Below are 23,584 nucleotides of genomic sequence, written 5' to 3' on the forward strand. Positions count from 1 at the left end.
CCCTTCGGGCGTGCGGCGCGGATCAGACCTGGCCGGCCTTCTCCAGCGCGGTGCAGCAGGTGTCGACCAGCAGACGGGTCACCACGTACGGGTCGACGTTGGCGTTCGGGCGGCGGTCCTCGATGTAGCCCTTGCCCTCCTTCTCGACCTGCCACGGGATGCGGACCGAGGCGCCGCGGTCGGAGACGCCGTAGGAGAACTTGTCCCACGGGGCGGTCTCGTGCAGGCCGGTGAGGCGGTCGTCGATGCCGGCGCCGTAGTTCTTGACGTGGTCCAGCGGCTTGGAGCCGTCACCGAGCGCCTCGCACGCGGTGATGATCGCGTCGTAGGACTCGCGCATCGCCTTGGTGGAGAAGTTGGTGTGCGCGCCGGCGCCGTTCCAGTCGCCCTTGACCGGCTTGGGGTCGAGGGTGGCGGCGATGCCGTAGTCCTCGGCGGTGCGGTAGAGCAGCCAGCGGGCCACCCACAGCTGGTCGGCGACCTCCAGCGGGGCCAGCGGGCCGACCTGGAACTCCCACTGGCCGGGCATGACCTCGGCGTTGATGCCGGAGATGCCCAGGCCCGCCTTGAGGCAGTTGTCCAGGTGGGCTTCGACGACGTCACGGCCGAAGATCTCGTCGGAGCCGACACCGCAGTAGTAGCCGCCCTGCGGGGCCGGGAAGCCGCCCTTGGGGAAGCCGAGCGGGTAGCCGTCCTTGAAGAAGGTGTACTCCTGCTCGATGCCGAAGATCGGCTCCTGCGCGGCGAACCGCTCGGCGACCTCGGCCAGCGCGGCACGGGTGTTGGTCTCGTGCGGCGTCATGTCCGTGTTGAGGACCTCGCACAGCACCAGGACGTCGTCGCCGCCGCGGATCGGGTCCGGGCAGACGAAGACCGGCTTGAGCACACAGTCCGAGGCGTGGCCCTTGGCCTGGTTGGTGGAGGAACCGTCGAAGCCCCAGATCGGCAGGTCCGCGCCCTTGGCGTCGTCGGGCAGGATCTTGGTCTTGGAACGCAGCTTTGCCGTCGGCTCCGTGCCGTCGATCCAGATGTACTCAGCCTTGAAGCTCACGGTCCACATCCTTCGGGGGTGGGTCTGGGCGCTTGTGCGGGTGCGTTGGCGCTGCGGCACCGGGGCGCCACGCTCTCGATGCCCCGCAGCCTGTCAACAGGCGATTTCCCAGCCATTGCCCATGTGTGAACCCCGTGTTACCTGAGCCTGCTGTGGGCCACCTCACTCTGTGAGCACGCCGAACGCGGGTGTGCCGCGCACCCACGTGCACCCCTCGGCTCTCGTTCGTCCGGTCGTACGCAAAGAGCGGGCCCCGCCGCTCGTGGCCGTGAGCGGCGGGGCCCGCGTGGAGGCGGCGGCCGGAGCCGAGGCGTTGCCGACGAACGACGCCTCGCCCCCCGAACCGGGCCGCCGCCTCAGGGAACTCCTGACGACCCGGGCCTCACCCCACCTTCTCGATCAGTGCCCGGCGGATCAGGAACTTGCCGGGCTCGCGGACCTGCTCGAACGCGGCGTTGTTGAGCAGCACACAGCTTCCGGAGACGGAGGTGACCTCCACCGTGGTGGACTTGTTGTTGTCCAGGTTGGTCACCTTCAGCTTGGTGCCCGCCGGGAACTGGTTGCTGGACGCGGCCGGGGCGCCGCCCTCGCCGGACAGCGTGACCGTGGATCCCTTGCAGACCTGCTCGCCGGCCGCGGCGCCACCGCCGCCCGCCTGCTCACCGCCCGCCTGCTCACCGCCGGCCTGCTGACCGCCACCCGCCTGCTGGCCGCCACCCGCCTGGTCGCCGCCGGCCTGGTCACCCTGCGCGGGCTGGGAGGGCGCCGCCGACTGCCCGGCCTGGGAGCCCTGAGCCGACTCCCCAACCTGGCATCCGGACGCCTCCTGCTTGCGCTTGATCTCCTCGATGACCGCCTCGCGGTTGGCGATCCGCGCCTCGGACTGCGCATCCGGGTTGGCCCGCTGGGCCTCGATGAAGCGCTGGTTGTTGCCGAGCGCGGTGGCGAGGCCCTGGCACACGGTCGAGTCCGCGGCCGACTTGGTGGTCGGCGTCTGCGCGGCGTTCGAGGTGTTCGCCATGACGAAGGCACCGCCACCCGCCACCGTGGCCGCGCTCAGCAGCAGCGCGAGCTTCTTCTTCGGGCCGAGAGTTCTCCTACGCGACATGCGCGCCTCCTGAAGAGGTAGGGGAGCGTACGCCGCTATGTACGAGATACCGAACGGAGTTACTCAGCGGTTGGCTCAAGTCGCCGAAGTTACCTGCGTCACAGGCCAGTTGGCGGTGGCCCGGACGGCCGGCCGGCGGTGGCGTGCCGGGGGCGGCCGGCGGTGGCGTGCCGGGGGCGGCCGGGCCGCCGTCACCGGGACAGCGCGTCCCGTACCGCCTCCTCCGTGCGGGCCACCACCGCCGTCCCGTCGTCCGCGGTGATGATCGGCCGCTGGATCAGCTTGGGGTGCTGCGCCAGCGCCGCGATCCACTTGTCGCGCGCCCCGGCGTCGCGCGGCCACTCCTTCAGCCCCAGCTCCTTGGCCGCGGCCTCCTGGGTGCGGGTGATGTCCCACGGCTCCAGGCCCAGGCGCTGGAGCACCTCGCGGATCTCGTCCTCGCTCGGCACGTCCTCGAGGTACCGGCGGACGGTGTAGTCGGCGCCCTCGGCGTCGAGCAGGCTGAGGGCGCTGCGGCACTTGGAACAGGCGGGATTGATCCAGATCTCCATGGGGCCCACGGTACGCCCGCGGGCCCCGAGGCATCCCGGAGCCCGCCCGCCACATCCCGTGCCTGCCGGATCCCGGGCCCGCCGATCGCCGCTACCCGAGGGCGGCGACCTTGTCCCGGTAGGTGCGCACCGGCACCGCGTCCTTGTAGGGCTCCAGCCTGCGCTCGAAGTCCCGTACGTACTCCACCGCCCGCACCGACCGCATCTCCGCCGCCTGCCCGGCCGCCTCGGCCGCCAGCTGGCAGGCCTGGTCGAGCTCGCCGAGACCGAGGCGGGCGGTGGCGAGGACCACCCGGCAGAACAGCCGGCTGCGCGCGTACCCGGGTGCGCGCAGATGGAGCGAGCGCTCGGCGTGCTGGGCGGCCGCCCGGAACTGCTGCAGATCCCGGTGGCAGTGCCCGAACTCGTCGGCGAGCTGTGCCTCGTCGAAGAAGCGGGCCCAGTGCGGCACCTCGTCGCCGGGCTTGGCGCTCTCCAGGGCCCGCTCGGCGCGCACCAGCGCGGCCGTGCAGGCCCGCACCTCGCCCAGCACCCCGTGCCCGCGCGCCTCGGCGGCGTGCAGCAGTGCCTGCACCACGGGCGGCACGGAGCTGCCCGCGCCCTGCTGCGCCACCCGCGCCAGCTGCACCGCCTCCCGGCCGTGCCCGAGGTAGACGGCCTGCCGGCTCATGGAGACCAGTACATAGGCGCCGAAGGCCCGGTCCCCGGCGGCCTGGGACAGCCGCAGCGCCTGCACGAAGTACCGCTGGGCGAGCCCGTGGGCGCCGATGTCGTACGACGTCCAGCCCGCCAGCCGGGTCAGGTCGGCGGCGGCGGCGAACAGCCGGCGGCCGATCTGCTCCCCGTAGGTGCCGCGCAGCATCGGCTCGCACTCGTGCTCCAGATAGCGCACCAGGGCCTGCCGGGCGTGGCCGCCGCCGTAGGCGTCGTCCAGGGTGCGGAACAGCTCGCCCACCGAGCGCAGCGCGGCGATGTCGCCGCCGGTGACCCGCTGGCCGGGGGCCCGCTCGGCCGCCTGGCGGCGCCGGGAGCCGAGGTCGGCCGGGGCGGAGGGGCGGGTGGCCGGGCGGCCCTGGGCCGGGATCCGGACCGGCGGCTCGGCGCGGGCCACCCGCTCGTCCGCGCGGCCGATCAGCCAGTCGCGGCTGGGGACGACGAGTCCGGCCGAGGTGAAGGCGATCTTGCGCAGCTCCGCGTGGCTGCCGGAGTCCTTGCGCCACAGCCCGCTGACGATATCCACGGCCTCCTCGGGCGTCGCGGCGAACTCCAGGCCCGCGTAGACGGGGGTGCAGGAGTCCAGCCCGAGGTCCTGCGCGGTGAGGCGGCGCCCGAGGCGGCGGGTGAACACCTCCGCGATGAGCGCCGGGGTGGTGCCCCGGGGCTGCTGCCCGCGCAGCCAGCGGGTGACGGAGGTCTTGTCGTATCTCAGGTCGAGCCCGTGTTCCAGACCGAGCTGGTCCACCCGACGGGCGAGTCCCGCGTTGGAGAACCCCGCTTCTGCGATGAGCGCGGCGAGCTGACGGTTGGGGGTGCGCTGCGCGGGTCGTTCCGTCATCTGCGGTGCGGTCTCCTGCCTTCCGGCGAACTGATGTGCGTGATGTGATGTGCCCGTATTGCCGGTGAGCAGCCCTTATGGCGCCCCGGACGGCGCGAATGTAGCGGAGAGTGAGCAGCTGATCGCAGCGTTCGGGAGGCATTCATCCGATCGTGTGAGGATTGGCTCCTGAGGCTGACGGAGGACGTCCGGTCGCGCGGACGTACAGTGGCGTGGGTGCGTTTCGTGCCTTACGACTTGCAGGGAGGCGCTTGCCGTGAGTGAGCTGCGGTTCGTCCGGATGGGTTTCGGTGCCGAGGCCGTGGACTATCGGGTGGCCTGGGAGGAGCAGCGCCGGGTGCACGCCGCGCGGTTCGCCGACGAGGTGCCCGACACGGTCATCCTCCTGGAGCACCAGCCCGTCTACACGGCGGGCCGGCGCACCGAGGACAGCGAGCGCCCGCTGGACGGCACCCCCGTCATCGATGTGGACCGCGGCGGCAAGATCACCTGGCACGGTCCGGGCCAGCTGGTCGGCTACCCGATCCAGAAGCTGCCCCGCCCCGTGGACGTGGTGGCCCATGTACGCCGCCTGGAGGAGGCGCTGATCCGCACCTGTGCGGAGTTCGGCCTGGAGACCACCCGGGTCGAGGGCCGCAGCGGCGTCTGGGTCCTCGGCGACCCGGTCGAGCAGCGCCCCGCCCTCGGCGGGCTCTCCCTGGACTTCGACCCGCGGCTGCACGACGAGGAGTTCGACCCGCGCCTCAACGGCCCGGAGTACGCCCCGTCCAACGCCGGCCAGCGCCGCGAGGACCGCAAGATCGCGGCCATCGGCATCCGGGTCGCCAAGGGCGTCACCATGCATGGATTCGCGCTGAACGTGAACCCGGACAACAAGTGGTTCGACAAGATCATCCCCTGCGGCATCCGTGACGCCGGGGTGGCCTCGCTCGCCAGCGAGCTGGGCCGGGACATCACCGTCGAGGAGGTCCTGCCGGTGGTCGAGCGGCATCTGCGGGACGTGCTGGAGAACGCGGAACTCAAGCCGAGGACGATCGAGAAGACACCGGCATAGATACGGTCCGCCCGGCGTTGGCAGTGGCGCCAGCACTCACACCGGGCATTCAAATCCACGGGCGTACCCTGAAGGTCGCCGAAGAATCAATCGTTAGGGAGCCGGTCGTGTCCGCAGTCGCACCCGACGGACGCAAGATGCTGCGCCTGGAGGTCCGCAACAGCCAGACCCCCATCGAGCGCAAGCCCGAGTGGATCAAGACCCGGGCGAAAATGGGCCCCGAGTACTCCAAGATGCAGAACCTCGTCAAGAGCGAGGGCCTGCACACGGTCTGCCAGGAAGCCGGCTGTCCGAACATCTACGAGTGCTGGGAGGACCGTGAGGCGACCTTCCTCATCGGCGGCGACCAGTGCACCCGGCGCTGCGACTTCTGCCAGATCGACACCGGCAAGCCCCAGGCGCTCGACCGCGACGAGCCGCGCCGGGTGGGCGAGTCCGTGGTCACCATGGACCTGAACTACGCCACCATCACCGGCGTCGCCCGCGACGACCTGGAGGACGGCGGCGCCTGGCTGTACGCCGAGACCGTGCGCCAGATCCACCAGCAGACCGCGAACCGCGAGGGCGGCCGCACCAAGGTCGAGCTGCTCGCCCCCGACTTCAACGCGGTCCCCGAGCAGCTGGAGGAGGTCTTCTCCTCCCGCCCCGAGGTGTTCGCCCACAACGTGGAGACGGTGCCGCGGATCTTCAAGCGGATCCGCCCCGGCTTCCGCTACGAGCGCTCCCTCGAGGTCATCACCAAGGCCCGCGACTACGGCCTGGTCACCAAGTCCAACCTGATCCTCGGCATGGGCGAGACCCGCGAGGAGGTCAGTGAGACGCTGAAGCAGCTGCACGACTCCGGCTGCGAGCTGGTCACCATCACCCAGTACCTGCGCCCGTCCGTCCGGCACCACCCGGTGGAGCGCTGGGTGAAGCCGCACGAGTTCGTGGAGCTGAAGGAGGAGGCCGAGGAGATCGGCTTCTCCGGCGTGATGTCCGGCCCGCTGGTGCGCTCCTCGTACCGCGCCGGGCGCCTGTACCAGATGGCCGTGGAGAAGCGGGGCAGCTACATCGCCGCCCAGGCGGTCTGACGCAGGGAGCGGACCTTCGCGGATCAAACCTGTGCAGACCCGATCCGCGTGTGAACTCGCGCACAAGATCCTACTCGCTGGTAATGGCCGAGAAGTGCGGCCCCGGCCGTCCTCGCAGATGAGGGCACCGGTCGGGGCCGCACCGGCGCTCCGGGCCTGCGTAGCAGGGCTTCATGGGCGTTTGACCACCCGGTCACGCCCTGGTAACACCAATCAGTGACAGTGGAATCACAGCACGTGCATCCCGTGCGTCACCCGGAGCCTTACCGAGGGGGGACCTCCACCATGCAGGCCGCGCCTGTCCGCGCCACCGCCATACCGTCCTTCACCACCGCGCTGCGGGCCGTGGAGTCGCTGCTGATGAGCGGCGGCCAGCGCACCGCCCGTCGCAATGCCTGGACCTCCGTGCTGGAGGACCGCCGCCGCGCCAAGGACCGGGTGGAGGCGCAGCGCGTCCTCGAGGAGTCCCGGTCCGCCCGCCGCTGAGTCCGCCGGCGGAGCCACGTAGACTTCGTGGCATGGCGAGGAAGGAAACTGCAGCGGACGCTGCGAACCCCGGGCGACTGAAGCAGATCGCCCTGACCTACAAGATGACCCGCAGGGCCGACAAGAAGATCGGTCTTGTACTCGCGGCTGTCGGAATCGTCACCTTCGGTGTCTTCCTCGCGATCGGTTTCTTGATCGGTCACCCCATCTATCTCGGCATCCTCGGCTTCCTGCTCGCCTTCCTCGCGACGGCGATCGTATTCGGACGCCGCGCCGAGCGAGTGGCCTTCGGGCAGATGGAGGGACAGCCGGGCGCAGCGGCGGCCGTGCTCGACAACATCGGGCGGGGCTGGACGACCACCCCCGCGGTGGCGATGAACCGCAATCAGGACGTGGTGCACCGCGCGGTCGGCAAGGCCGGTATCGTGCTGGTCGCGGAGGGCAACCCGAACCGGGTGAAGAGCCTGCTCGCCGCAGAGAAGAAGCGGATGAACCGCATCGTCGCCGACGTCCCGGTGCACGACATCATCGTGGGCACGGGCGAGGGCCAGGTGGAGCTGAAGAAGCTGCGCGCCACCATGGTCAAGCTGCCCCGTGTCCTCACCGGCCCGCAGGTGACCGCGACCAACGACCGGCTGCGCGCCCTTGGCGACCTGATGAGCAACATGCCGCTGCCCAAGGGGCCGATGCCGAAGGGGGTGAAGCTGCCGAAGGGCGGCCCGAAGATGCGCTGAGCCGCATCCCGGCCCGGCCGGCGGGCCGTCGGGCCGTACGACGCACCCATACGACGGTGGGGCGCCCGGATCTCTCCGGGCGCCCCACCGTCGTATGGGAAGTCCTGTAGCCGCAGCCGGCCGCGTGGAGGTGAGTGCCTCCGGCTCAGAGCCGGATCTCGACCGTGCCCGCCAGCCGGTCGTGCAGGCCGCGGCCGTCGCGGTCCCAGATCAGGGCCGGGACCGCCAGGCACAGCAGCACCGAGCGGAGCAGGGCGCGGCCCGGGTGGACCTGGCCGGTGCCGACCTGGACGACCCGCAGACCGAACAGGCGCTTGCCCGGCGTGAAGCCCAGCGTGCCCACGGTCAGGATGCTGAGCACCAGGAAGATCAGCAGTGCCCAGTTGCTGGTCGCCTGCCCGTAGCCGTCGGTGATCAGACCGTATGCGATCAAGACGCACAGGGACCAGTCCACCGCCAGGGCGCCGAGCCTGCGGCCCGGCCGGGCGATCGACCCCGGTCCCGACTCCGGCAGCCCCAGCTGCTCGCCCCGGTAGCCCAAGTCGGCACCGGCGGCCTCCATGGCCGAGCGCGGGCCGGAGAGCCATGATCCGATTGCTTGCCTGTTGTCCACCCGTCCACGGTACTGCGCCCGGATATGACCGGGGGACGCCGGGGTGCGTCGGAGCTACCGTGAGAGATGCGCCCGTTAACTTGTGCGAAACAAATGGGTCACGCCCGAGAAATCACCCGTCCCTAGGGTCGAGCGCAGCGTGTGCCACCCGCACTGGCCGCACCAACGATCTACCACCCCGGCGCAGCGGTCGGGAGTAGGAGGAGCTGGATGTTCCAGAACGCCGACGAGGCCAAGAAGTTCATCGCGGACGAGGACGTCAAGTTCATCGACGTCCGCTTCTGCGACCTCCCGGGCGTGATGCAGCACTTCACGGTGCCTGTTGAGGCGTTCGACCCCGACGAGGAGCTGGCCTTCGACGGATCCTCGATCCGTGGTTTCCAGGCCATCCACGAGTCGGACATGGCGCTGCGCGCGGACCTGTCCACCGCCCGGGTCGACCCGTTCCGCCGCGACAAGACGCTGAACATCAACTTCTTCATCCACGACCCGATCACGGGTGAGCAGTACTCCCGTGACCCGCGGAACGTGGCGAAGAAGGCCGAGGCCTACCTCGCCTCCACGGGTATCGCCGACACCGCGTTCTTCGGGCCGGAGGCCGAGTTCTACGTCTTCGACAGCGTGCGCTTCAAGACGTCCGAGAACGAGTCCTTCTACCACATCGACTCCGAGGCAGGCGCCTGGAACACCGGTGCCATCGAGGAGAACCGCGGTTACAAGGTCCGCTACAAGGGCGGCTACTTCCCGGTCCCGCCGGTCGACCACTTCGCCGATCTGCGCGCCGAGATCACCCTGGAGCTGGAGAAGGCGGGCCTGAAGGTCGAGCGCCAGCACCACGAGGTGGGCACCGCCGGCCAGGCCGAGATCAACTACAAGTTCAACACGCTGCTCGCCGCCGCCGACGACCTGCAGCTGTTCAAGTACATCGTCAAGAACGTCGCCTGGCGCAACGGCAAGACCGCGACGTTCATGCCGAAGCCGATCTTCGGTGACAACGGCTCGGGCATGCACGTCCACCAGTCCCTGTGGGCGGGCGGCGAGCCGCTCTTCTACGACGAGCAGGGCTACGCCGGCCTGTCGGACATCGCCCGCTACTACATCGGCGGCATCCTCAAGCACGCCCCGTCGCTGCTGGCCTTCACCAACCCGACGGTGAACTCCTACCACCGCCTGGTGCCGGGCTTCGAGGCGCCGATCAACCTGGTGTACTCGCAGCGCAACCGCTCCGCGGCCATGCGTATCCCGATCACCGGCTCGAACCCGAAGGCCAAGCGCGTCGAGTTCCGCGCCCCCGACTCCTCCGGCAACCCGTACCTGGCGTTCTCCGCGCTGCTGCTGGCGGGCCTGGACGGCATCAAGAACAAGATCGAGCCGGCCGAGCCGATCGACAAGGACCTCTACGAGCTGGCTCCCGAGGAGCACGCCAACGTCGCGCAGGTCCCGACCTCCCTCGGCGCCGTCCTCGACGCCCTCGAGGCCGACCACGAGTTCCTCCTCCAGGGCGACGTCTTCACGTCCGACCTGATCGAGACGTGGATCGACTTCAAGCGCACCAACGAGATCGCCCCCCTCCAGCTCCGCCCGCACCCGCACGAGTTCGAGCTGTACTTCGACGTGTGATCCCTGCGGGATCCATGTGATCCGTCGGCGGCGCCTCGTGCCCCTCGTCTGTCCGGAACCTTCCCCTTCACCGCCCGTGCGAGGGACCATGGGACTGACACGGTTGTTCGAGGAAGGCGACGGGGATGTCCGAGAGGGAGCACGAGGAGCGGGAGTTCGATCTCAAGTGGGCTCAGCAGGCCCAGCACAAGGAGCCCTCGGCCCGGGCCCGTATGCTCGCCGCCCGCTGGAAGCACAACCCGCCCGGCCCGGTCCCGTTCCGCGCCGACCCGGAGCACACCTCCCGAGTGCGCCGCCGCTCCTCCTGGGTGTCCACAGCCGTGGTCCTCGGCACCGTCGCCCTGGTGATCATCCTCCTCGGCTACCTCAATTTCCAGCCGTACTGATGTCCGGCCGTACTGACGGTGTGAGGCCGGGGCGGGCCGCTACGGGTCCCGCCCCGGCCTCTTCGCCGTCCGCTGTCAGCGGTTGTAGCGCATGAAGGCGCGGACCATGTGGCAGGTGGTGTCCGACGGCGGGTGGACGCCGATCAGTTCGGCGGTGCTGCGTATCGTCTCGTTGCGGGCCTGTTCGGGCAGGTAGACGCCGGAGTCGAGGAGGGCGATGGCCAGGCGCATCGCCTTCAGGCGGCGGTTGTGGGTGATGTACCACTGGCGCGGGCGGCCCGGCGGCAGCGGGCGCTTCTCCACGGGGGCGCAGGGCATCTCGAGCAGGACGGGACGCTTGGCGGTGGACTGGGTGGGCAGGGGCTTCGGCTTCAGTGCGGCAGCGGGCACAGGCATCCTCCTGTCGCGGTGAGGGCGGCCCCCGGAGACCTCGGCGACCCCGGTGCCCACCCTCGAACACTTCCTCAATTCTACTGCCCCGCACTGACAATCGGGGAGCGTGAGGAGTCGTCAAATGCCCAGGTGGAGGGGAAGTTTGGGGGTGTAGTGCGGGGGCTGGCGAGGGTGGTGGGGTGGGGCGGAAAATCGAACACGGGGTGGGTGGTGCGGGGCCGGGGTGAGGGTGTCGGCATCACCCCGGCCCCGGTGCCTAGGCGGCTCGCGGCACGGTTGGTTCCGGGTCCGCGATGTGCAGGGAGCGGCCGGCTCCCAGGTCCGTGAGGATGGCCTCCGATGCCCGGTGGGCCGAGTGCAGGGCGCCCTGGACGGTGCTGGTGTCCCGGTGGTCGCCGCACACGTACAGGCCCGCCAGCAGGCGCACCGGGCGGCGCAGGTCGTGGGGCGGGCGCATCATCGGGACGGCCTCGGCGGTGTGATGGACGGCGAGGGTCTCCCAGCGGGCCGTCGACGTGCCGTAGAGCCGGGCCAGATGCAGGCGTACGGACGTGTCGAGGTGGGGCGTGGCGTGCCCCAGGACGGTCGAGGAGATCAGCGTGCGCCCGGCGGGGGCACGGGTGGGGTCGACCCGGCTGACCACCGCGGTGTGGGCGACGGGCCCGCCCCGGTCGGCGTCCAGCAGGAGCGAGGCGCCGGTGCCGGGCGGCTCGTCGGTGGTGTGGTGCAGCACCGTCACCGGATGCGCGTCGGGCACCCGCAGGCCGGGCAGCAGCTCGGCCGCGGACCGCGCGTCGGTCGCGATCAGCACCGCACGGCAGCGGAACTCGCCGTGCTCCTCCGTGGTCACCGAGGTCGTCGAGACGGAGGTGACACGGACCCCGGTGTGCACCGTGCCCGGCGGCAGGCCGCGCAGCAGCAGCTCCGGCAGCGCCTCGGCGCCGCCCTCCGGCAGGCACAGCCGCCCGCTCGCGAAGGCGCGCAGCGCCAGGTCGGCGCACCGGCTGGAGGTGGTCAGATCCGGGTCGCACAGCAGCGCGGCCAGCAGGGGGCGCAGAAAGCCGTCGATGGTGCGCGCCGGCAGGCCGCGCGCCACCAGTGCCTCGGCCGCCGTCAGTTCGGGCCGGGCCAGCAGCCGCTCCACCGGAGTGCCCGCCAGCCTGGTGAACGCGGCACCCAGCCGGGCCTGGTCGACCGCCGTGCCCAGCGGGGCTCCGGTACGGCTCCGGGGCAGTGAGACCTGCCAGCCGGGCACCGCGACCGGCCGCCGTGGACCGGACCCCGACCGGGGGGCGCTCGCAAGGGCGCGCACCGCATGAAGTGCGCCCCTTGCGCCCCCCGCGCCCGCCGGTACGCCGGCGCGGTGATGCCGGCCGTCGCTGTGCAGCAGGACTCCGGGGGCGAACGGGCGCAGGACCAGCCCCTCCAGCCCCGGGGCCTGCCGCAGTTCCGGACAGGCCGTGGACAGCAGCTGCCCCGTCCGGTCCAGCCGGAAGCCGTCGACCTTCTCGGTCGCCATGCGGCCTCCCGCCGTGGCGGCGGCCTCCAGGACCGTGGTGGTGATGCCTGCGCTGGTCAGTCGTCGCGCCGCGGCGAGTCCGGCGATCCCGGCCCCCACGACGACGACGTCCGCCTGGTACGTGGGCTCAAGCACGTGCCCCTCCTCGAGGTTGCGCGGACGCTGGAGGGGTCATGCCCTCAACACGCCCAAGGAATACCCGAGTTCTGCTCGAGGTTAGAGGCGTGATCGGGCGCCGGGGGTCGCGCATCGACGGGGCACGGGCGCACGACGGTCGCACGGACGTACCCGTACGGTCGTCGGGCGTCACGTCCGTCCCGGCGCAGGACGCACCGGTACGGTCATTGGGCGTCACCTCCGTCCCGGCGCACGGCGCCCCCGTTCCCGCTCCTCACAGCGCCGCCCGGATCGCCCCCTCGATGTCCGGGAAGGCGAACCGGAAGCCGGACTCCAGCAGCCGCTTCGGCATCACCCGGGCACTGCCCAGCACGTCCCCGGCCATCTCGCCCAGCACCGCGCGCAGCACCGGCGCAGGCACTGTGAACACCGCAGGCCGGCGCAGCACCCGGGCCATCGCCTCGGTGATCTCACGGTTGGTCAGCGGCTCAGGGGCGGTCAGATTGAACGGACCGGACAGATCCTCCTGGTCCAGCAGATGCCGCAGCGCGGCCACCTCGTCGTGCAGGGCGATGAAGGACCAGTACTGGCCGCCGCTGCCCAGCCGCCCGCCGAGCCCCGCACGGAACAGCGGGAACAGCCGCCCCCAGGCCCCGCCCCCGCGCGCCACCACAAGACCGGTCCGGGCGAACACCGTCCGCACGCCCGCCTCCTGGGCCGGCGCCGTCGCGCCCTCCCACTCCACGCACACCTGCGGCAGAAAACCCTCCCCGGGCGGCGCGCTCTCGTCGACGATCCGGTCGCCGGTCTCGCCGTAGTAGCCGATCGCGCTGCCGTTGACGAACACCCGGGGCCGCACCTCCTCGGGCAGCCCCGCGACCGCCTCGGCCAGCGCGGCCGTGCCGCGCACCCGGCTGGTCCGGATCCGCGCCTTGTACTCGGGCGTCCACCGCCGGTCGCCCACCCCCGCCCCGGCCAGATTGACCACGGCGGCGCAGCCCGCCAGCCCGTCCGCGTCCACCGTGCCCCGCTCGGGATCCCAGCGGACCTCGTCCGCCCCCCGGGGCGCGCCCCGCACCAGACGCACCACCCGGTGCCCGTCCGCCGTCAGGGACCGCACCAGGGCGCTGCCGATGAGACCGGAGCCGCCGGCCACCGCGATTCGGGAAGCTTCCATGGACCTCATCCTCCCCCGCGCCCTGAGAAAGGCACGCGGGAGAGGCACGGGGAGGTACGGCCGGGGCGTGCCGAGGTACGCGGAGGGGCTGCTTGGACGTACGCGGAAAAGCAGATGGGGGACGGTCGTTGCCCGGAATACAGTGACGCTCATGTCCGAGCCGCTGATACGCACCGCACGCCCCGACGACGAGGCGGAACTGGCCCGACTCGACCGCGACACCTGGTCACCGCTGCACGCGGTCACCCCGCCGCCCCGGCCCCCGTACGAGCCCTTCTTCCGCGAGCACGCCGGGCCCGGCGACCATCTCGTCGCCGAGTACGACGGCCGGATCGTGGGCTTTGTGCGGCTCGGGCATCCGACGCCCCTCGCGTCCAACGCGCACGTACGGCAGATCCGCGGCCTCGCCGTCGCCGAGGAGGTCCGCGGCAAGGGCATCGGCCGGGCGCTGCTGCGGGCCGCCGTCGCCGACGCGCGGGAGCGCGGCTTCCGCCGCATCACCCTGCGCGTCCTCGGGCACAACGCGCCCGCCCGCGCCCTCTACGAGTCCGAGGGATTCGTCGTCGAGGGCGTCCAGCCGGGGGAGTTCCACGTGGACGGCCGGTACGTCGACGACGTGCTGATGGGGCAGTCGCTGCTCCCGGAGACCCCGGAGACGGGGACAGCGACGGAGACCGGGGCGGGCGCTACGAGGTGACCAGCTCGCCCGTGTCCACCGGCGCCGTGGCCCGCTGTGCGCGCCGGGCCTCGTCGGCCACCTCGGCCGCCGTCAGCACGTAGCCGGTCTCGGCGTCCGAGGTGGAGCGGGCGAACACCACGCCGTACACCCGCCCGTCGGTGGTCAGCAGCGGACCGCCGGAGTTGCCGGGGCGGACCGTGGAGCGGATCGAGTAGATCTCGCGGGTGACCGTCCCGTCGTTGTAGATGTTCTGGCCCCTGGCCTGCACCCGGCCCGCGACCGTGGCAGCCTGCAGATTCAGGTCGCCGTCCTGCGGATACCCGGCGACCACCGCCGAGTCGCCCCGGCCGGCGTCCTGCTCGAACTGCAGCACCGGCGCCCGCAGACCGGGCACGTACAGCACCGCCACGTCCTTCTGCGGGTCGAACAGCACCACCCGCGCCTGGTACGTCCGGCCCACGCCGCCGACCCGCACCGTCGGCTCGTCGATCCCGGCCACCACATGCGCGTTGGTCATCACATGCTCCCGCGCGTACACGAAGCCGCTGCCCTCACGGCCCTGGGTGCCGGCGACGCCCTCCACCTTCACCGTGCTGCGCTGCGCCGCCCTGGTCGCCGCCGGGGTGACGCTGTCCCCGGATGGCTCGGCGACCTCGGCGGTCGACTCGCTCTCGAACGGGTTGAACACCTGGGGGAAGCCCGCCTCGGTGAGCGCCGAGGTGGCGCGGGAGAACCACGCCGGGGTGGTGTCCGGCATCGCGTCGTGCACCGCGCCGAGCACCCGCGAGTCCCGGATCGCCGAGGTGATCAGCGGTGACGAGGAGACGGCCAGCACCGACGCGGCCACCCAGGCCACGATCAGCACCGCCACCGAGTTGGCCACCGCCCCGCCGACGCCGTCCGCCACCCGCAGCGGGCCCCGGTCCAGCTCCCGGCGCAGCCGCAGCGCCAGCCGCCCCGCCAGCTCGTGGCCCACCGCCGCCGGCACCAGCACCGTCACCACGGCCGTCAGCGTCGCCCTGGTGGTGCCCGGCGTGACCAGGTCCATCACCCACGGCAGGATCCACACACCGACGACCGCACCGCCCACGAACCCCGCCAGCGACACACAGCCGGCCAGCAGCCCGCGCCGGTAACCGGAGGCCGCGTAGGCCAGGACGACCAGCGCCAGCAGGATGTCGAGCAGTTCCACGCACGTCGCCTTTCTCTCGGGCCGGCACGTCCCGCGCGGGAGCGGCCTACGGGACCTCTCATACGTGGGGGAGCGGCCCTGTGATCAGCCACGCGCGCGGCCGGCCGCCGGACGCGGCGGCCTCACACGCATGCACACGGGAAAACGACGCGCACCCGGACGATGGTTCCACCAGGTGGCAGAACACACATCGCGGGCGGCGGCGATCGGACTCACAGTGGTCCCATGCGTTTCGTCAGGAGATCACGGGGGGAGCGAAGACGCCGCGCCTCCCGGATATCCGGCGGGCCCGGCACCCCGGGTCTGCCACGGGCCGTCACGGTGACGCTGGGCTGTCTGCCGGGGGCCGCCGCGGCCGCCGCGCTGGTGCTGTGCGCGTACGGCGTGGAGAACGCCGCCGGACGCCCGGCCGGGGCCACCGGCCCCACCCCGCCCGCCTTCACCGCGCCCCGCCCGCCGATCCAGCCCCGCTCGGTCTGGCTGGCCGGCGCGGAGCGCGAGCAGCCGCCGGCGCGCTACGACGACAAGGTCGTCGCCGTCTTCATCCACCACACCGACTCGCCCAACGGCTACGACTGCGCCGACGCGCCCCGCATCATCCGCTCCCTCTACGAGGGGCAGACCGTCGGCCGCGACTGGGACGACCTCGGCTACAACTTCGTCGTCGACCGCTGCGGCACCATCTACGAGGGCCGCGCCGGAGGCACCGACCGGCCCGTGACCGGGGCGCACACCCAGGGCTTCAACCACCGCACCACGGGCATCGCCGCGCTCGGCACGTTCACCGCCGGGGCCGAGGTGCCGGAGGAGATGCTGCGGTCGATCGCCGCGGTGGCCGCCTGGAAGCTCGGCACGTCCGGCACCGACCCGCGCGGCGAGGTGCGGCTGGTCTCCAGCAACGGCGGCAGCCGGTACGCGGCCGGCGCCACCGCCACCCTTCCCGCCCTCGCGGGCCACAGCGACGGCTACATGACCGACTGCCCGGGCGCGGCGCTGCACGCCCGACTGCCCGAGGTCAGAGCGCTCGCCGCCCGCTTCCAGGGCCGGCCCGCCACCACTCAGGCGGTGCACGGCGCCGGCCGGGCGGGCGACCGGTACGCCGTACCGCCGTCACCGGCGGACGTCACAGCAGCAGAACCGAGGTGGGGCCGATGAACACCGGCAACGACCCGCGTCCCCGAAGTACCGGCTGGGCGGACGTCCTGCGCGGCCCGTGGTCGGCGCTGTGCGCCGCGGCGGCCGTCGTCCTGGGCCCGGCGGCCCACACGGCGTCCACCCTCATGCAGGCCAATGCCGCCCCGCGCCATCAGGCGCTCGCCGAGGACCGCGACAAGGCGGGCGCGGGCGCGCTGGGCGGCGGCCCGCATCCGTGAGGGTGCCCGTGGCCCCGGTGTCCGTTCAGCTGCGGAAACGGGACCACAGGCGGGGGTAGCGCTCGGCGAGTGCGGCGTCGTCCTCGAAGTCGATCGGGGTGCCGGCCGGCTCCGCCGGTGCGGGCGGCAGCTCCAGATCGGGCGCCACGGTCCCGGTGAGCTGCTCGTACGCCTCGTCCGCGGCGTAGCCGAGCTCCTCGCCGTCGCCGTCGATCTCCTCGTCGAAGTCGTCGAGCAACTCGGCGAGCTCGTCCGGGTCGTTGTGCAGGGCGCCCTCGAACACCTCGCGGCCCTGGCCGATCAGCCAGCAGCGGAAGAAGTCGAACGCGTCGTCGCTGGCGCCGTCCAGCAGCACCCAGGCGGCGCCCCACAGGTCCCAGGTGTAGGCGCGGTGATAGCGGGACTCGAAGTGACGGGCGAAGTCCAGCACGGACTCCGGGTCCAGCTGCACCAGCCGCTCCACCAGCAGGTCTGCCTGCTCCTCCGGGTCACCTCCGGCGTCCTCGCGGGCGGCGTCGATCAGCTCCCAGAACTGCGCTTCGTCCATCACGGCTCCAGCATCGGCCCTGGGGACCGGGGACGCACCCGGAGTGCAGGGATCGGATTGCCGGACGCGCCCGTGGGGCTCACCGGGGGTGGTACAGCTCGGCCAGGCGGGCCGCCTCCGCGGCGAAGCGCTCGCGCAGGCTCTCCGGGGCCAGCACCTCCACCTCCGCGCCGAGCGCGGTCAGTTGGGTGTGGGCGACCTCCTCGGACTCCACCGGCAGGGTCAGCGTCACCCAGCCGTCCTCGTCCGGTTCGCCCGCCGCGGCCAGGGCCTCCCGGGCGGACATCGGGTCCACGGCATGCGGCAGCCGGCGGGCGCCCTCCTCCGACAGCCGCACCACGACCTCGGCGCGCAGGATCGAGCGGGCGAACTGCTCCGCCCGCTCCTCCCAGAACGCGGGCAGGTCGAAGTCCTCCGCGCGCTCGAAGCGGTCCTCGCCCGGCTCGACGGAGGTGAAGCGGTCGATGCGGTAGACGCGGTAGGACTCGCGTCCGGCGACGCGGGCGCAGAGGTACCAGACGCCCGCCTTCAGCACGAGCCCGTACGGCTCCAGTTCGCGCCGCACCTCGTGCTCGCCGCGGCGGTAGCGGGCGGTGATCCGGCGGTCGTCCCACACCGCGTCCGCCACGGCGGGCAGCAGTTCTGGTGTCTTCGGCTCGCGGAACCAGTTCGGGGCGTCGAGGTGGAAGCGCTGGGCGGCGGTGCGGGAGGCGTCCCGCAGGGAGGGGAGGAGGGCGGCCGACACCTTCAGCCTCGCCGCCGAGGCGGCGTCCTCCAGCCCCATCTCCCTCAGCGCGGCCGGTACGCCGGAGAGGAACAGGGCCTCGGCCTCGCTGCGGGCCAGGCCGGTCAGCCGGGTGCGGTAGCCGCCGACCAGCCGGTAGCCCCCGGCCCGGCCCCGGTCCGCATACACCGGCACCCCTGCCTCCGACAGCGCCTGCGCATCCCGGGTGACCGTGCGCTCGGACACCTCCAGCTCCCGCGCGAGCTCGGCGGCGGTCATGGAGGCGCGGTTCTGAAGCAGCAGCACCATCTTGATGAGCCGAGCAGCACGCATGCGCCCATCATGCCGCCCCCCTCCGACACCGCACTTCCCTCGCCCCCGCCGCCCCTACCCGTCCCATCCCCAGGGGCTCCGCCCCCGGACCCCCATCTCGGGGCTGCCGCCCCGGACCCCACTTGGGGGCTGCGCCCTCGACCCCCCGGCCACTCGGGGGCTGGCCCGCGAACCCGCCCCGGGGCACCGCCCCGAACCCGCCCCGGGGCACCGCACCCCAACCCCGACCTGCGGTCCGCTGAGCAACGGTGCGGCGGTGGGCGCGATCGAGGGCCGGAGATGTGAGAACGCCGGACGGCGCGAATGCTGCCGTCCGGCGTTTCGGCTGAGTGAGTCGGGTGGTGGGTGGGCATGGGCCGGGGGCCGGGGGCGGAGCCCCCGGGGAGGCGTACCCCCACCGGGGTGCACCCCGCCGGCGGCCTACAGGCCGTACTTTTCGCGGGCTTCCTTCAGGGACGTTGCCTTGATTTCGCCGCGGCGGGCGAGCTGGGCGAGGGAGGCGACGACGATGGACTCCGCGTCGACGCCGAAGTGGCGGCGGGCCGCCTCGCGCGTGTCGGAGAGGCCGAAGCCGTCCGCGCCCAGCGAGGACCAGTCCTGCTCGACCCACTGCGCGATCTGGTCCGGCACCTGCCGCATGTAGTCGGAGACCGCCAGCACGGGGCCCTCCGCCCCCGCCAGCGCGCGCCGCACGAACGGCACCCGCTCCTCGCCCCGCAGCAGCGCCTCGTCCGCCTCCATGGCGTCCCGGCGCAGCTCGCTCCAGGACGTGGCCGACCAGACGTCGGCCGCCACGCCCCACTCCTCCGCCAGCTTCCGCTGTGCGTCCAGCGCCCAGTGGATCGCCGTACCGGAGCCGAGCAGCTGGATCCGCGGCGCGTTGGCCGGGACGCTGAGGCCCGCGGACTCCGCGGTGTTGAAGCGGTACAGGCCCTTGACGATGCCCTCGTCGATGCCGGGCACGGCCGGCTTGGCCGGCTGCGGCAGCGGCTCGTTGTAGACGGTCAGGTAGTAGAAGACGTCGGGGTCCTCGCCCGGCGCGGTCTCGCCGTACATGCGGCGCAGACCGTCCTTGACGATCGCCGCGACCTCGTAGGCGAAGGCCGGGTCGTAGGTCAGGGCCGCCGGGTTGGTGGCGGCGATGACGGGGGAGTGGCCGTCGGCGTGCTGCAGGCCCTCACCCGTCAGCGTGGTGCGGCCCGCCGTCGCGCCGACGAGGAAGCCGCGGCCGAGCTGGTCGCCCAGCTGCCACATCTGGTCGGCGGTCCGCTGCCAGCCGAACATCGAGTAGAAGATGTAGAACGGGATCATCGGCTCGCCGTGCGTCGCGTACGACGTGGCGGCGGCGATGAAGTCGGCCATCGAACCGGCCTCGGTGATCCCCTCGTTGAGGATCTGGCCGTTCTTGGCCTCCTTGTAGTACATCAGCTGGTCGCGGTCGACCGGCTCGTACGTCTGGCCCTTGGGCGAGTAGATGCCGAGGGACGGGAAGAGCGACTCCATGCCGAAGGTGCGCGCCTCGTCGGGGACGATCGGCACCCAGCGCTTGCCGGTCTCCTTGTCGCGGACCAGGTCCTTGACCAGGCGGACGAAGGCCATGGTGGTCGCGACCTTCTGCGAGCCGGAGCCCTTGTCGAAGGCGGTGAACGCCTTCTCGGCGGGCGCCGGCAGCGGCGCGACCGGGTGGACGCGGCGGGCCGGGGCCGGACCGCCGAGGGCGGCGCGGCGCTCCTGGAGGTAGCGGACCTCGGGGGAGCCGGCGCCGGGGTGGCCGTAGGGGACCACGCCGTCGACGAAGTCGCTGTCCTTGATGGGCAGGCAGAGGCGGTCGCGCATCGCCTTGAACTCGTCCACCGTCAGCTTCTTCATCTGGTGGTTGGCGTTCTTGGAGGCGAAGCCCTCACCGAGGGTGTGGCCCTTGACCGTCTGGGCCAGGATGACGGTCGGCGCGCCCTTGTGGGCGAGCGCGGCCTTGTACGCGGCGTACACCTTGCGCGGCTCGTGGCCGCCGCGCGAGACGTGGAAGCACTCGAGGATCTTGTCGTCGCTCAGCAGCTTCGCCATCTCGACGAGCGCCGGGTCCTTGCCGAAGAAGTCCTCGCGGATGTAGTCGGCGCTGCGCGTCTGGTACGTCTGGATCTGCGCGTCCGGCACCTCGCGCAGCCGGCGTACCAGCGCGCCCGTGGTGTCGAGCTGGAACAGCTCGTCCCAGGCGGTCCCCCACAGCGTCTTGATGACGTTCCAGCCGGCGCCGCGGAACTGGGCCTCCAGCTCCTGCACGATCTTGAAGTTGGCGCGCACCGGGCCGTCGAGGCGCTGCAGGTTGCAGTTGATGACGAAGGTGAGGTTGTCCAGCTCCTCGCGGGCGGCGAGCGCGAGGGCGGCCGTCGACTCGGGCTCGTCCATCTCGCCGTCGCCGAGGAAGGCCCATACGTGGGAGCCGGAGGTGTCCTTGATGCCGCGGTTGGTCAGGTAGCGGTTGAAGCGGGCCTGGTAGATCGCGGAGAGCGGGCCGAGGCCCATGGAGACGGTGGGGAACTCCCACAGCCAGGGCAGGCGCCGCGGGTGCGGGTAGGAGGGCAGGCCGTTGCCGCCGGCCTCGCGGCGGAAGTTGTCCAGCTGCTCCTCGCTGATCCGGCCGTCGAGGAAGGCGCGGGCGTAGATGCCGGGGGAGGCGTGGCCCTGGATGTAGAGCTGGTCGCCGGAGCCGTCGGACTCCTTGCCGCGGAAGAAGTGGTTGAAGCCGGTCTCGTAGAGCCAGGCCGCGGAGGCGAAGGTGGCGATGTGGCCGCCGACGCCGTACTTGCTTCCGCGGGTCACCATCGCCGCCGCGTTCCAGCGGTTCCAGGCGGTGATCCGGGCCTCCATCTCCTCGTCGCCGTCCACGGCGGGCTCGGCGGCGGTGGGGATGGTGTTGACGTAGTCGGTCTCGAGCAGCTTGGGCAGCGCGATGCCGGCGCCCTCGGCACGCTCCAGCGTGCGCCGCATCAGGTATGCGGCACGGTGCGGGCCGGCCGCCTTGGCGACCGCGTCCAGCGAGGCCTGCCATTCGGCAGTCTCCTCCGGGTCCCGGTCCGGGAGCTGGTCGAGCGCGCTCGGCTGGATGGCGTTGGGGTCGGTCATGTCGCCGCCTTCCTCAGTCGAAGGGGGTTCCCTCATCAGTAAGGGTTCGGGGGTGCCCTTGGTCTTTGGCAGGACAGGGCGGATGGGGCTTGGGTGCAAGCCTCGCGTGGACTGTAACCCCCTGATCGATGATCGATCAAAGGCTTCCGAGGTAAAACCTCTTGATCACAAGAAAGTCGGCACGCGGTGCCTGCGTTTGTGGCACCCGGTGACGCTTCGGACCATGGTTTTCGCAGGTCATGGCGCCGTTTGAGCAACGGTCCGCTCACTCGCGGCCCACAGCACCAGGGAGGGAAGGCGTGCTCGGTCAGGCGCGCGGGGCGCAGCCCAGGACGTGGGACTTGACCAGGTCGGCGATGCGCGGGTCGCGGCGCTTGAAGGCTGCGACCAGTTCCTCGTGCTCCTCCGCGTAGGACTGCTGCACCGTGCCCAGCCAGCGGATGGACAGCGCGGTGAACACCTCGATGCCCAGGCCCTCCCAGGTGTGCAGCAGCACGGAGTTGTCGGCGGCGCGCACGAGCTCGCGGTGGAAGCCGACCGTGTGGCGCACCTGGGCCGTGCCGTCGGCGGCGCGGTCGGCCTCGTAGAGGGCGGCCACGTGCGGCTCCAGCGCCGAGCAGTCCTCCGCCAGACGGTCCGCCGCGAGCTCCGCGGCGATGGCCTCCAGACCGGCCCGGACCGGGTAGCTCTCCTCCAGGTCGGCCGCGGTCAGATTGCGGACGCGTACGCCCTTGTTGGGGGCGGACTCGATCAGGCGCAGGGACTCCAGCTCGCGCAGCGCCTCCCGGACCGGGGTCTGGCTGACCTCCAGCTCGGTGGCGATCCGCCGCTCCACGATGCGCTCCCCCGGCTGCCAGCGCCCGCTGATGATCCCTTCCAGGATGTGCTCGCGGATCTGCTCGCGCAGCGAGTGGATGACGGGCGCGGTCATGGGGGCTCCTTCAGGGAGGGCTTTGACGTTTAGACAATACGGCGGCCGCGCCCCCCGTGAAGGTCGCGCGAGGGTGCTTTCGCGCAGGTGAGACGAGTCGCACAGTGGCCCGCACCCCCTGCGGACGCCCCCGGACACGCCGGTGCCCCCGCCCGGAAACGCCAGGCAGGGGCACCGATGCGGGCAGGCGGAGTGCGGCTTACAGGCCGAGCTCCACCTCGAACTCGCCGGCCTCCAGGATGGCCTTGACCGTCGTCAGGTAGCGGGCCGCGTCGGCACCGTCGACCAGGCGGTGGTCGTAGGAGAGCGTCAGGTACGTCATGTCCCGGACGCCGATGACCGGGCCGTCCTCGGTCTCGATGACCGCCGGACGCTTCACCGTGGCACCGATGCCGAGGATGGCGACCTGGCCCGGCGGCACGATGATCGTGTCGAACAGGGCGCCACGCGAACCGGTGTTGCTGATGGTGAAGGTCGCGCCGGACAGCTCGTCCGGGGTGATCTTGTTGCTGCGGACCTTGCCCGCCAGCTCCGCCGTGGCCTTGGCGATACCGGCGAGGTTGAGGTCGCCGGCGTTCTTGATGACCGGGGTCATCAGGCCCTTCTCGGAGTCCACCGCGATACCGATGTTCTCGGTGTCGAAGTAGGTGATGGTCCCCTCGGCCTCGTTGATCTTGGCGTTGATGACCGGGTGGGCCTTCAGCGCCTGGGCCGCGGCCTTGACGAAGAACGGCATCGGGGAGAGCTTGACGCCCTCACGCGCCTGGAACGCGTCCTTGGCCCGGGCGCGCAGCTTCATCAGGCGGGTCACGTCGACCTCGACCACCGAGGACAGCTGGGCCTGCTCGTGCAGGGCCTTGACCATGTTGTCGCCGATGACCTTGCGGATCCGCGGCATCTTCACGGTCTGGCCGCGCAGCGGGGAGGCCTCGAGGACCGGGGTCTTCTTCTGGCCGGCCGGGGCTGCGGCGGCCGGAGCCGGGGCAGCGGCGGCGGCCTTGGCGGCCTCGGCGGCGGCCAGGACGTCCTGCTTGCGGATACGGCCGCCGACACCCGTGCCCTTGACGGTGGACAGGTCGACGCCGTTCTCGGCGGCGAGCTTGCGCACCAGCGGGGTGACGTAGGCGCCCTCGTCGGTCGGCCGGGCGGCGGCGGGCTCCGCCGGAGCCGGGGGGGGGGGGGGGGGGGGGGGGGGGGGGGCCCCGGGCTGCGGCAGGCGGGCCTCCGGGCGGGGGGCCCGGGGCG

23 protein-coding genes are annotated in these 23,584 nt (G+C 72.0%); 9 read left to right on the forward strand and 14 right to left on the reverse strand.

What is annotated here, in order from left to right; genetic code table 11:
* Nucleotides 1–22: 22 nt before the first annotated feature.
* The 4 genes from glnII to ABD198_RS12635 all read right to left on the reverse strand — a co-directional run bounded on the left by glnII (nt 23) and on the right by ABD198_RS12635 (nt 4,265).
* The gene (gene glnII, locus ABD198_RS12620; RefSeq protein WP_344000429.1) at nt 23–1,051 is read right to left on the reverse strand and encodes a glutamine synthetase; all 1,029 of its coding nucleotides are present in this window, start codon (nt 1,049–1,051) and stop codon (nt 23–25) included.
* A gap of 382 nt (nt 1,052–1,433) precedes the next feature.
* Nucleotides 1,434–2,159, reverse strand: coding sequence for an RlpA-like double-psi beta-barrel domain-containing protein (locus ABD198_RS12625; RefSeq protein ID WP_344000431.1), 726 nt, complete (start codon nt 2,157–2,159; stop codon nt 1,434–1,436).
* Between the two features lie 191 nt (nt 2,160–2,350).
* Entirely contained in the window at nt 2,351–2,710 is a 360-nt protein-coding gene (locus ABD198_RS12630; RefSeq protein WP_344000433.1) for an arsenate reductase family protein, read from the reverse strand.
* A gap of 91 nt (nt 2,711–2,801) precedes the next feature.
* Nucleotides 2,802–4,265: an NsdA family TPR-like regulatory protein gene (locus ABD198_RS12635; protein ID WP_344000435.1), complete on the reverse strand. Its 1,464-nt coding sequence runs from the start codon at nt 4,263–4,265 to the stop codon at nt 2,802–2,804.
* A gap of 256 nt (nt 4,266–4,521) precedes the next feature.
* Between ABD198_RS12635 and lipB the strand changes: the two genes are divergently transcribed.
* The 4 genes from lipB (at nt 4,522) to ABD198_RS12655 (ending at nt 7,612) form a co-directional block, all read left to right on the forward strand.
* Nucleotides 4,522–5,319, forward strand: coding sequence for a lipoyl(octanoyl) transferase LipB (gene lipB, locus ABD198_RS12640; RefSeq protein WP_344000437.1), 798 nt, complete (start codon nt 4,522–4,524; stop codon nt 5,317–5,319).
* A 107-nt stretch (nt 5,320–5,426) separates the two neighbouring features.
* On the forward strand, nt 5,427–6,392 hold the full coding sequence (gene lipA, locus ABD198_RS12645; RefSeq protein WP_344000439.1) for a lipoyl synthase: 966 nt from the start codon (nt 5,427–5,429) through the stop codon (nt 6,390–6,392).
* Between the two features lie 285 nt (nt 6,393–6,677).
* Nucleotides 6,678–6,878 (forward strand): SCO2195 family GlnR-regulated protein, encoded by a 201-nt coding sequence (locus tag ABD198_RS12650; RefSeq protein WP_344000440.1) that lies wholly within the window; start codon nt 6,678–6,680, stop codon nt 6,876–6,878.
* A 32-nt stretch (nt 6,879–6,910) separates the two neighbouring features.
* A complete protein-coding gene (locus tag ABD198_RS12655; RefSeq protein ID WP_344000442.1) occupies nt 6,911–7,612 on the forward strand; it encodes a DUF4191 domain-containing protein in 702 nt (233 codons plus the stop codon).
* A gap of 145 nt (nt 7,613–7,757) precedes the next feature.
* Here ABD198_RS12655 and ABD198_RS12660 read toward each other — a convergent pair whose 3' ends face one another.
* Nucleotides 7,758–8,225 carry an RDD family protein gene (locus ABD198_RS12660; RefSeq protein ID WP_167996282.1) on the reverse strand — a complete coding sequence of 156 codons (468 nt, stop codon included), beginning with the start codon at nt 8,223–8,225 and terminating at the stop codon, nt 7,758–7,760.
* 210 nt (nt 8,226–8,435) lie between these two features.
* On the opposite strand from ABD198_RS12660, the gene glnA reads away from it, so the two are divergent.
* Together glnA and ABD198_RS12670 are read left to right on the forward strand one after the other, a co-directional pair.
* Entirely contained in the window at nt 8,436–9,845 is a 1,410-nt protein-coding gene (gene glnA, locus ABD198_RS12665) for a type I glutamate--ammonia ligase (protein ID WP_344000445.1), read from the forward strand.
* A gap of 125 nt (nt 9,846–9,970) precedes the next feature.
* Nucleotides 9,971–10,231, forward strand: coding sequence for an SCO2583/SCO2584 N-terminal domain-containing protein (locus tag ABD198_RS12670; protein ID WP_344000447.1), 261 nt, complete (start codon nt 9,971–9,973; stop codon nt 10,229–10,231).
* A gap of 75 nt (nt 10,232–10,306) precedes the next feature.
* Here ABD198_RS12670 and ABD198_RS12675 read toward each other — a convergent pair whose 3' ends face one another.
* From ABD198_RS12675 to ABD198_RS12685, 3 genes are all read right to left on the reverse strand, one after another.
* A complete protein-coding gene (locus ABD198_RS12675; RefSeq protein ID WP_344000449.1) occupies nt 10,307–10,621 on the reverse strand; it encodes a hypothetical protein in 315 nt (104 codons plus the stop codon).
* A gap of 259 nt (nt 10,622–10,880) precedes the next feature.
* A complete protein-coding gene (locus ABD198_RS12680) occupies nt 10,881–12,278 on the reverse strand; it encodes an NAD(P)/FAD-dependent oxidoreductase (RefSeq protein ID WP_344000451.1) in 1,398 nt (465 codons plus the stop codon).
* 256 nt (nt 12,279–12,534) lie between these two features.
* Complete coding sequence (locus ABD198_RS12685) at nt 12,535–13,437, reverse strand: TIGR01777 family oxidoreductase (RefSeq protein WP_344000454.1); 903 nt, start codon at nt 13,435–13,437, stop codon at nt 12,535–12,537.
* Nucleotides 13,438–13,588: 151 nt separating this feature from the next.
* On the opposite strand from ABD198_RS12685, the gene ABD198_RS12690 reads away from it, so the two are divergent.
* Nucleotides 13,589–14,134, forward strand: coding sequence for a GNAT family N-acetyltransferase (locus ABD198_RS12690; protein ID WP_344000456.1), 546 nt, complete (start codon nt 13,589–13,591; stop codon nt 14,132–14,134).
* On the opposite strand, the gene ABD198_RS12695 is transcribed toward ABD198_RS12690, so the two are convergent.
* Nucleotides 14,124–15,308: a MarP family serine protease gene (locus ABD198_RS12695; RefSeq protein WP_344000459.1), complete on the reverse strand. Its 1,185-nt coding sequence runs from the start codon at nt 15,306–15,308 to the stop codon at nt 14,124–14,126. The two genes, ABD198_RS12690 and ABD198_RS12695, sit on opposite strands and share 11 nt — an antisense overlap.
* A 225-nt stretch (nt 15,309–15,533) precedes the next feature.
* Between ABD198_RS12695 and ABD198_RS12700 the strand changes: the two genes are divergently transcribed.
* Together ABD198_RS12700 and ABD198_RS12705 are read left to right on the forward strand one after the other, a co-directional pair.
* Complete coding sequence (locus ABD198_RS12700) at nt 15,534–16,463, forward strand: peptidoglycan recognition protein family protein (protein ID WP_425580469.1); 930 nt, start codon at nt 15,534–15,536, stop codon at nt 16,461–16,463.
* A complete protein-coding gene (locus ABD198_RS12705; RefSeq protein WP_344000461.1) occupies nt 16,460–16,681 on the forward strand; it encodes a hypothetical protein in 222 nt (73 codons plus the stop codon). Before ABD198_RS12700 ends, ABD198_RS12705 begins: the two co-directional genes overlap by 4 nt.
* Before the next feature lie 25 nt (nt 16,682–16,706).
* On the opposite strand, the gene ABD198_RS12710 is transcribed toward ABD198_RS12705, so the two are convergent.
* The 5 genes from ABD198_RS12710 to sucB form a co-directional block, all read right to left on the reverse strand.
* The gene (locus tag ABD198_RS12710; RefSeq protein WP_344000463.1) at nt 16,707–17,228 is read right to left on the reverse strand and encodes a DUF4240 domain-containing protein; all 522 of its coding nucleotides are present in this window, start codon (nt 17,226–17,228) and stop codon (nt 16,707–16,709) included.
* Nucleotides 17,229–17,307: 79 nt separating this feature from the next.
* Nucleotides 17,308–18,285: a helix-turn-helix transcriptional regulator gene (locus ABD198_RS12715; protein ID WP_344000465.1), complete on the reverse strand. Its 978-nt coding sequence runs from the start codon at nt 18,283–18,285 to the stop codon at nt 17,308–17,310.
* Nucleotides 18,286–18,705: 420 nt separating this feature from the next.
* The gene (gene aceE, locus ABD198_RS12720) at nt 18,706–21,408 is read right to left on the reverse strand and encodes a pyruvate dehydrogenase (acetyl-transferring), homodimeric type (RefSeq protein ID WP_344000467.1); all 2,703 of its coding nucleotides are present in this window, start codon (nt 21,406–21,408) and stop codon (nt 18,706–18,708) included.
* Between the two features lie 307 nt (nt 21,409–21,715).
* Nucleotides 21,716–22,339 (reverse strand): GntR family transcriptional regulator, encoded by a 624-nt coding sequence (locus ABD198_RS12725; RefSeq protein WP_344000468.1) that lies wholly within the window; start codon nt 22,337–22,339, stop codon nt 21,716–21,718.
* A gap of 199 nt (nt 22,340–22,538) precedes the next feature.
* Nucleotides 22,539–23,584: 2-oxoglutarate dehydrogenase, E2 component, dihydrolipoamide succinyltransferase (sucB, locus tag ABD198_RS12730; protein WP_344000470.1), on the reverse strand; the 1,046-nt coding region annotated here is incomplete at its 5' end.

The organism is Streptomyces thermocarboxydovorans (genome assembly GCF_039524635.1).
Classification (GTDB): Bacteria; Actinomycetota; Actinomycetes; order Streptomycetales; family Streptomycetaceae; genus Streptomyces; species Streptomyces thermocarboxydovorans.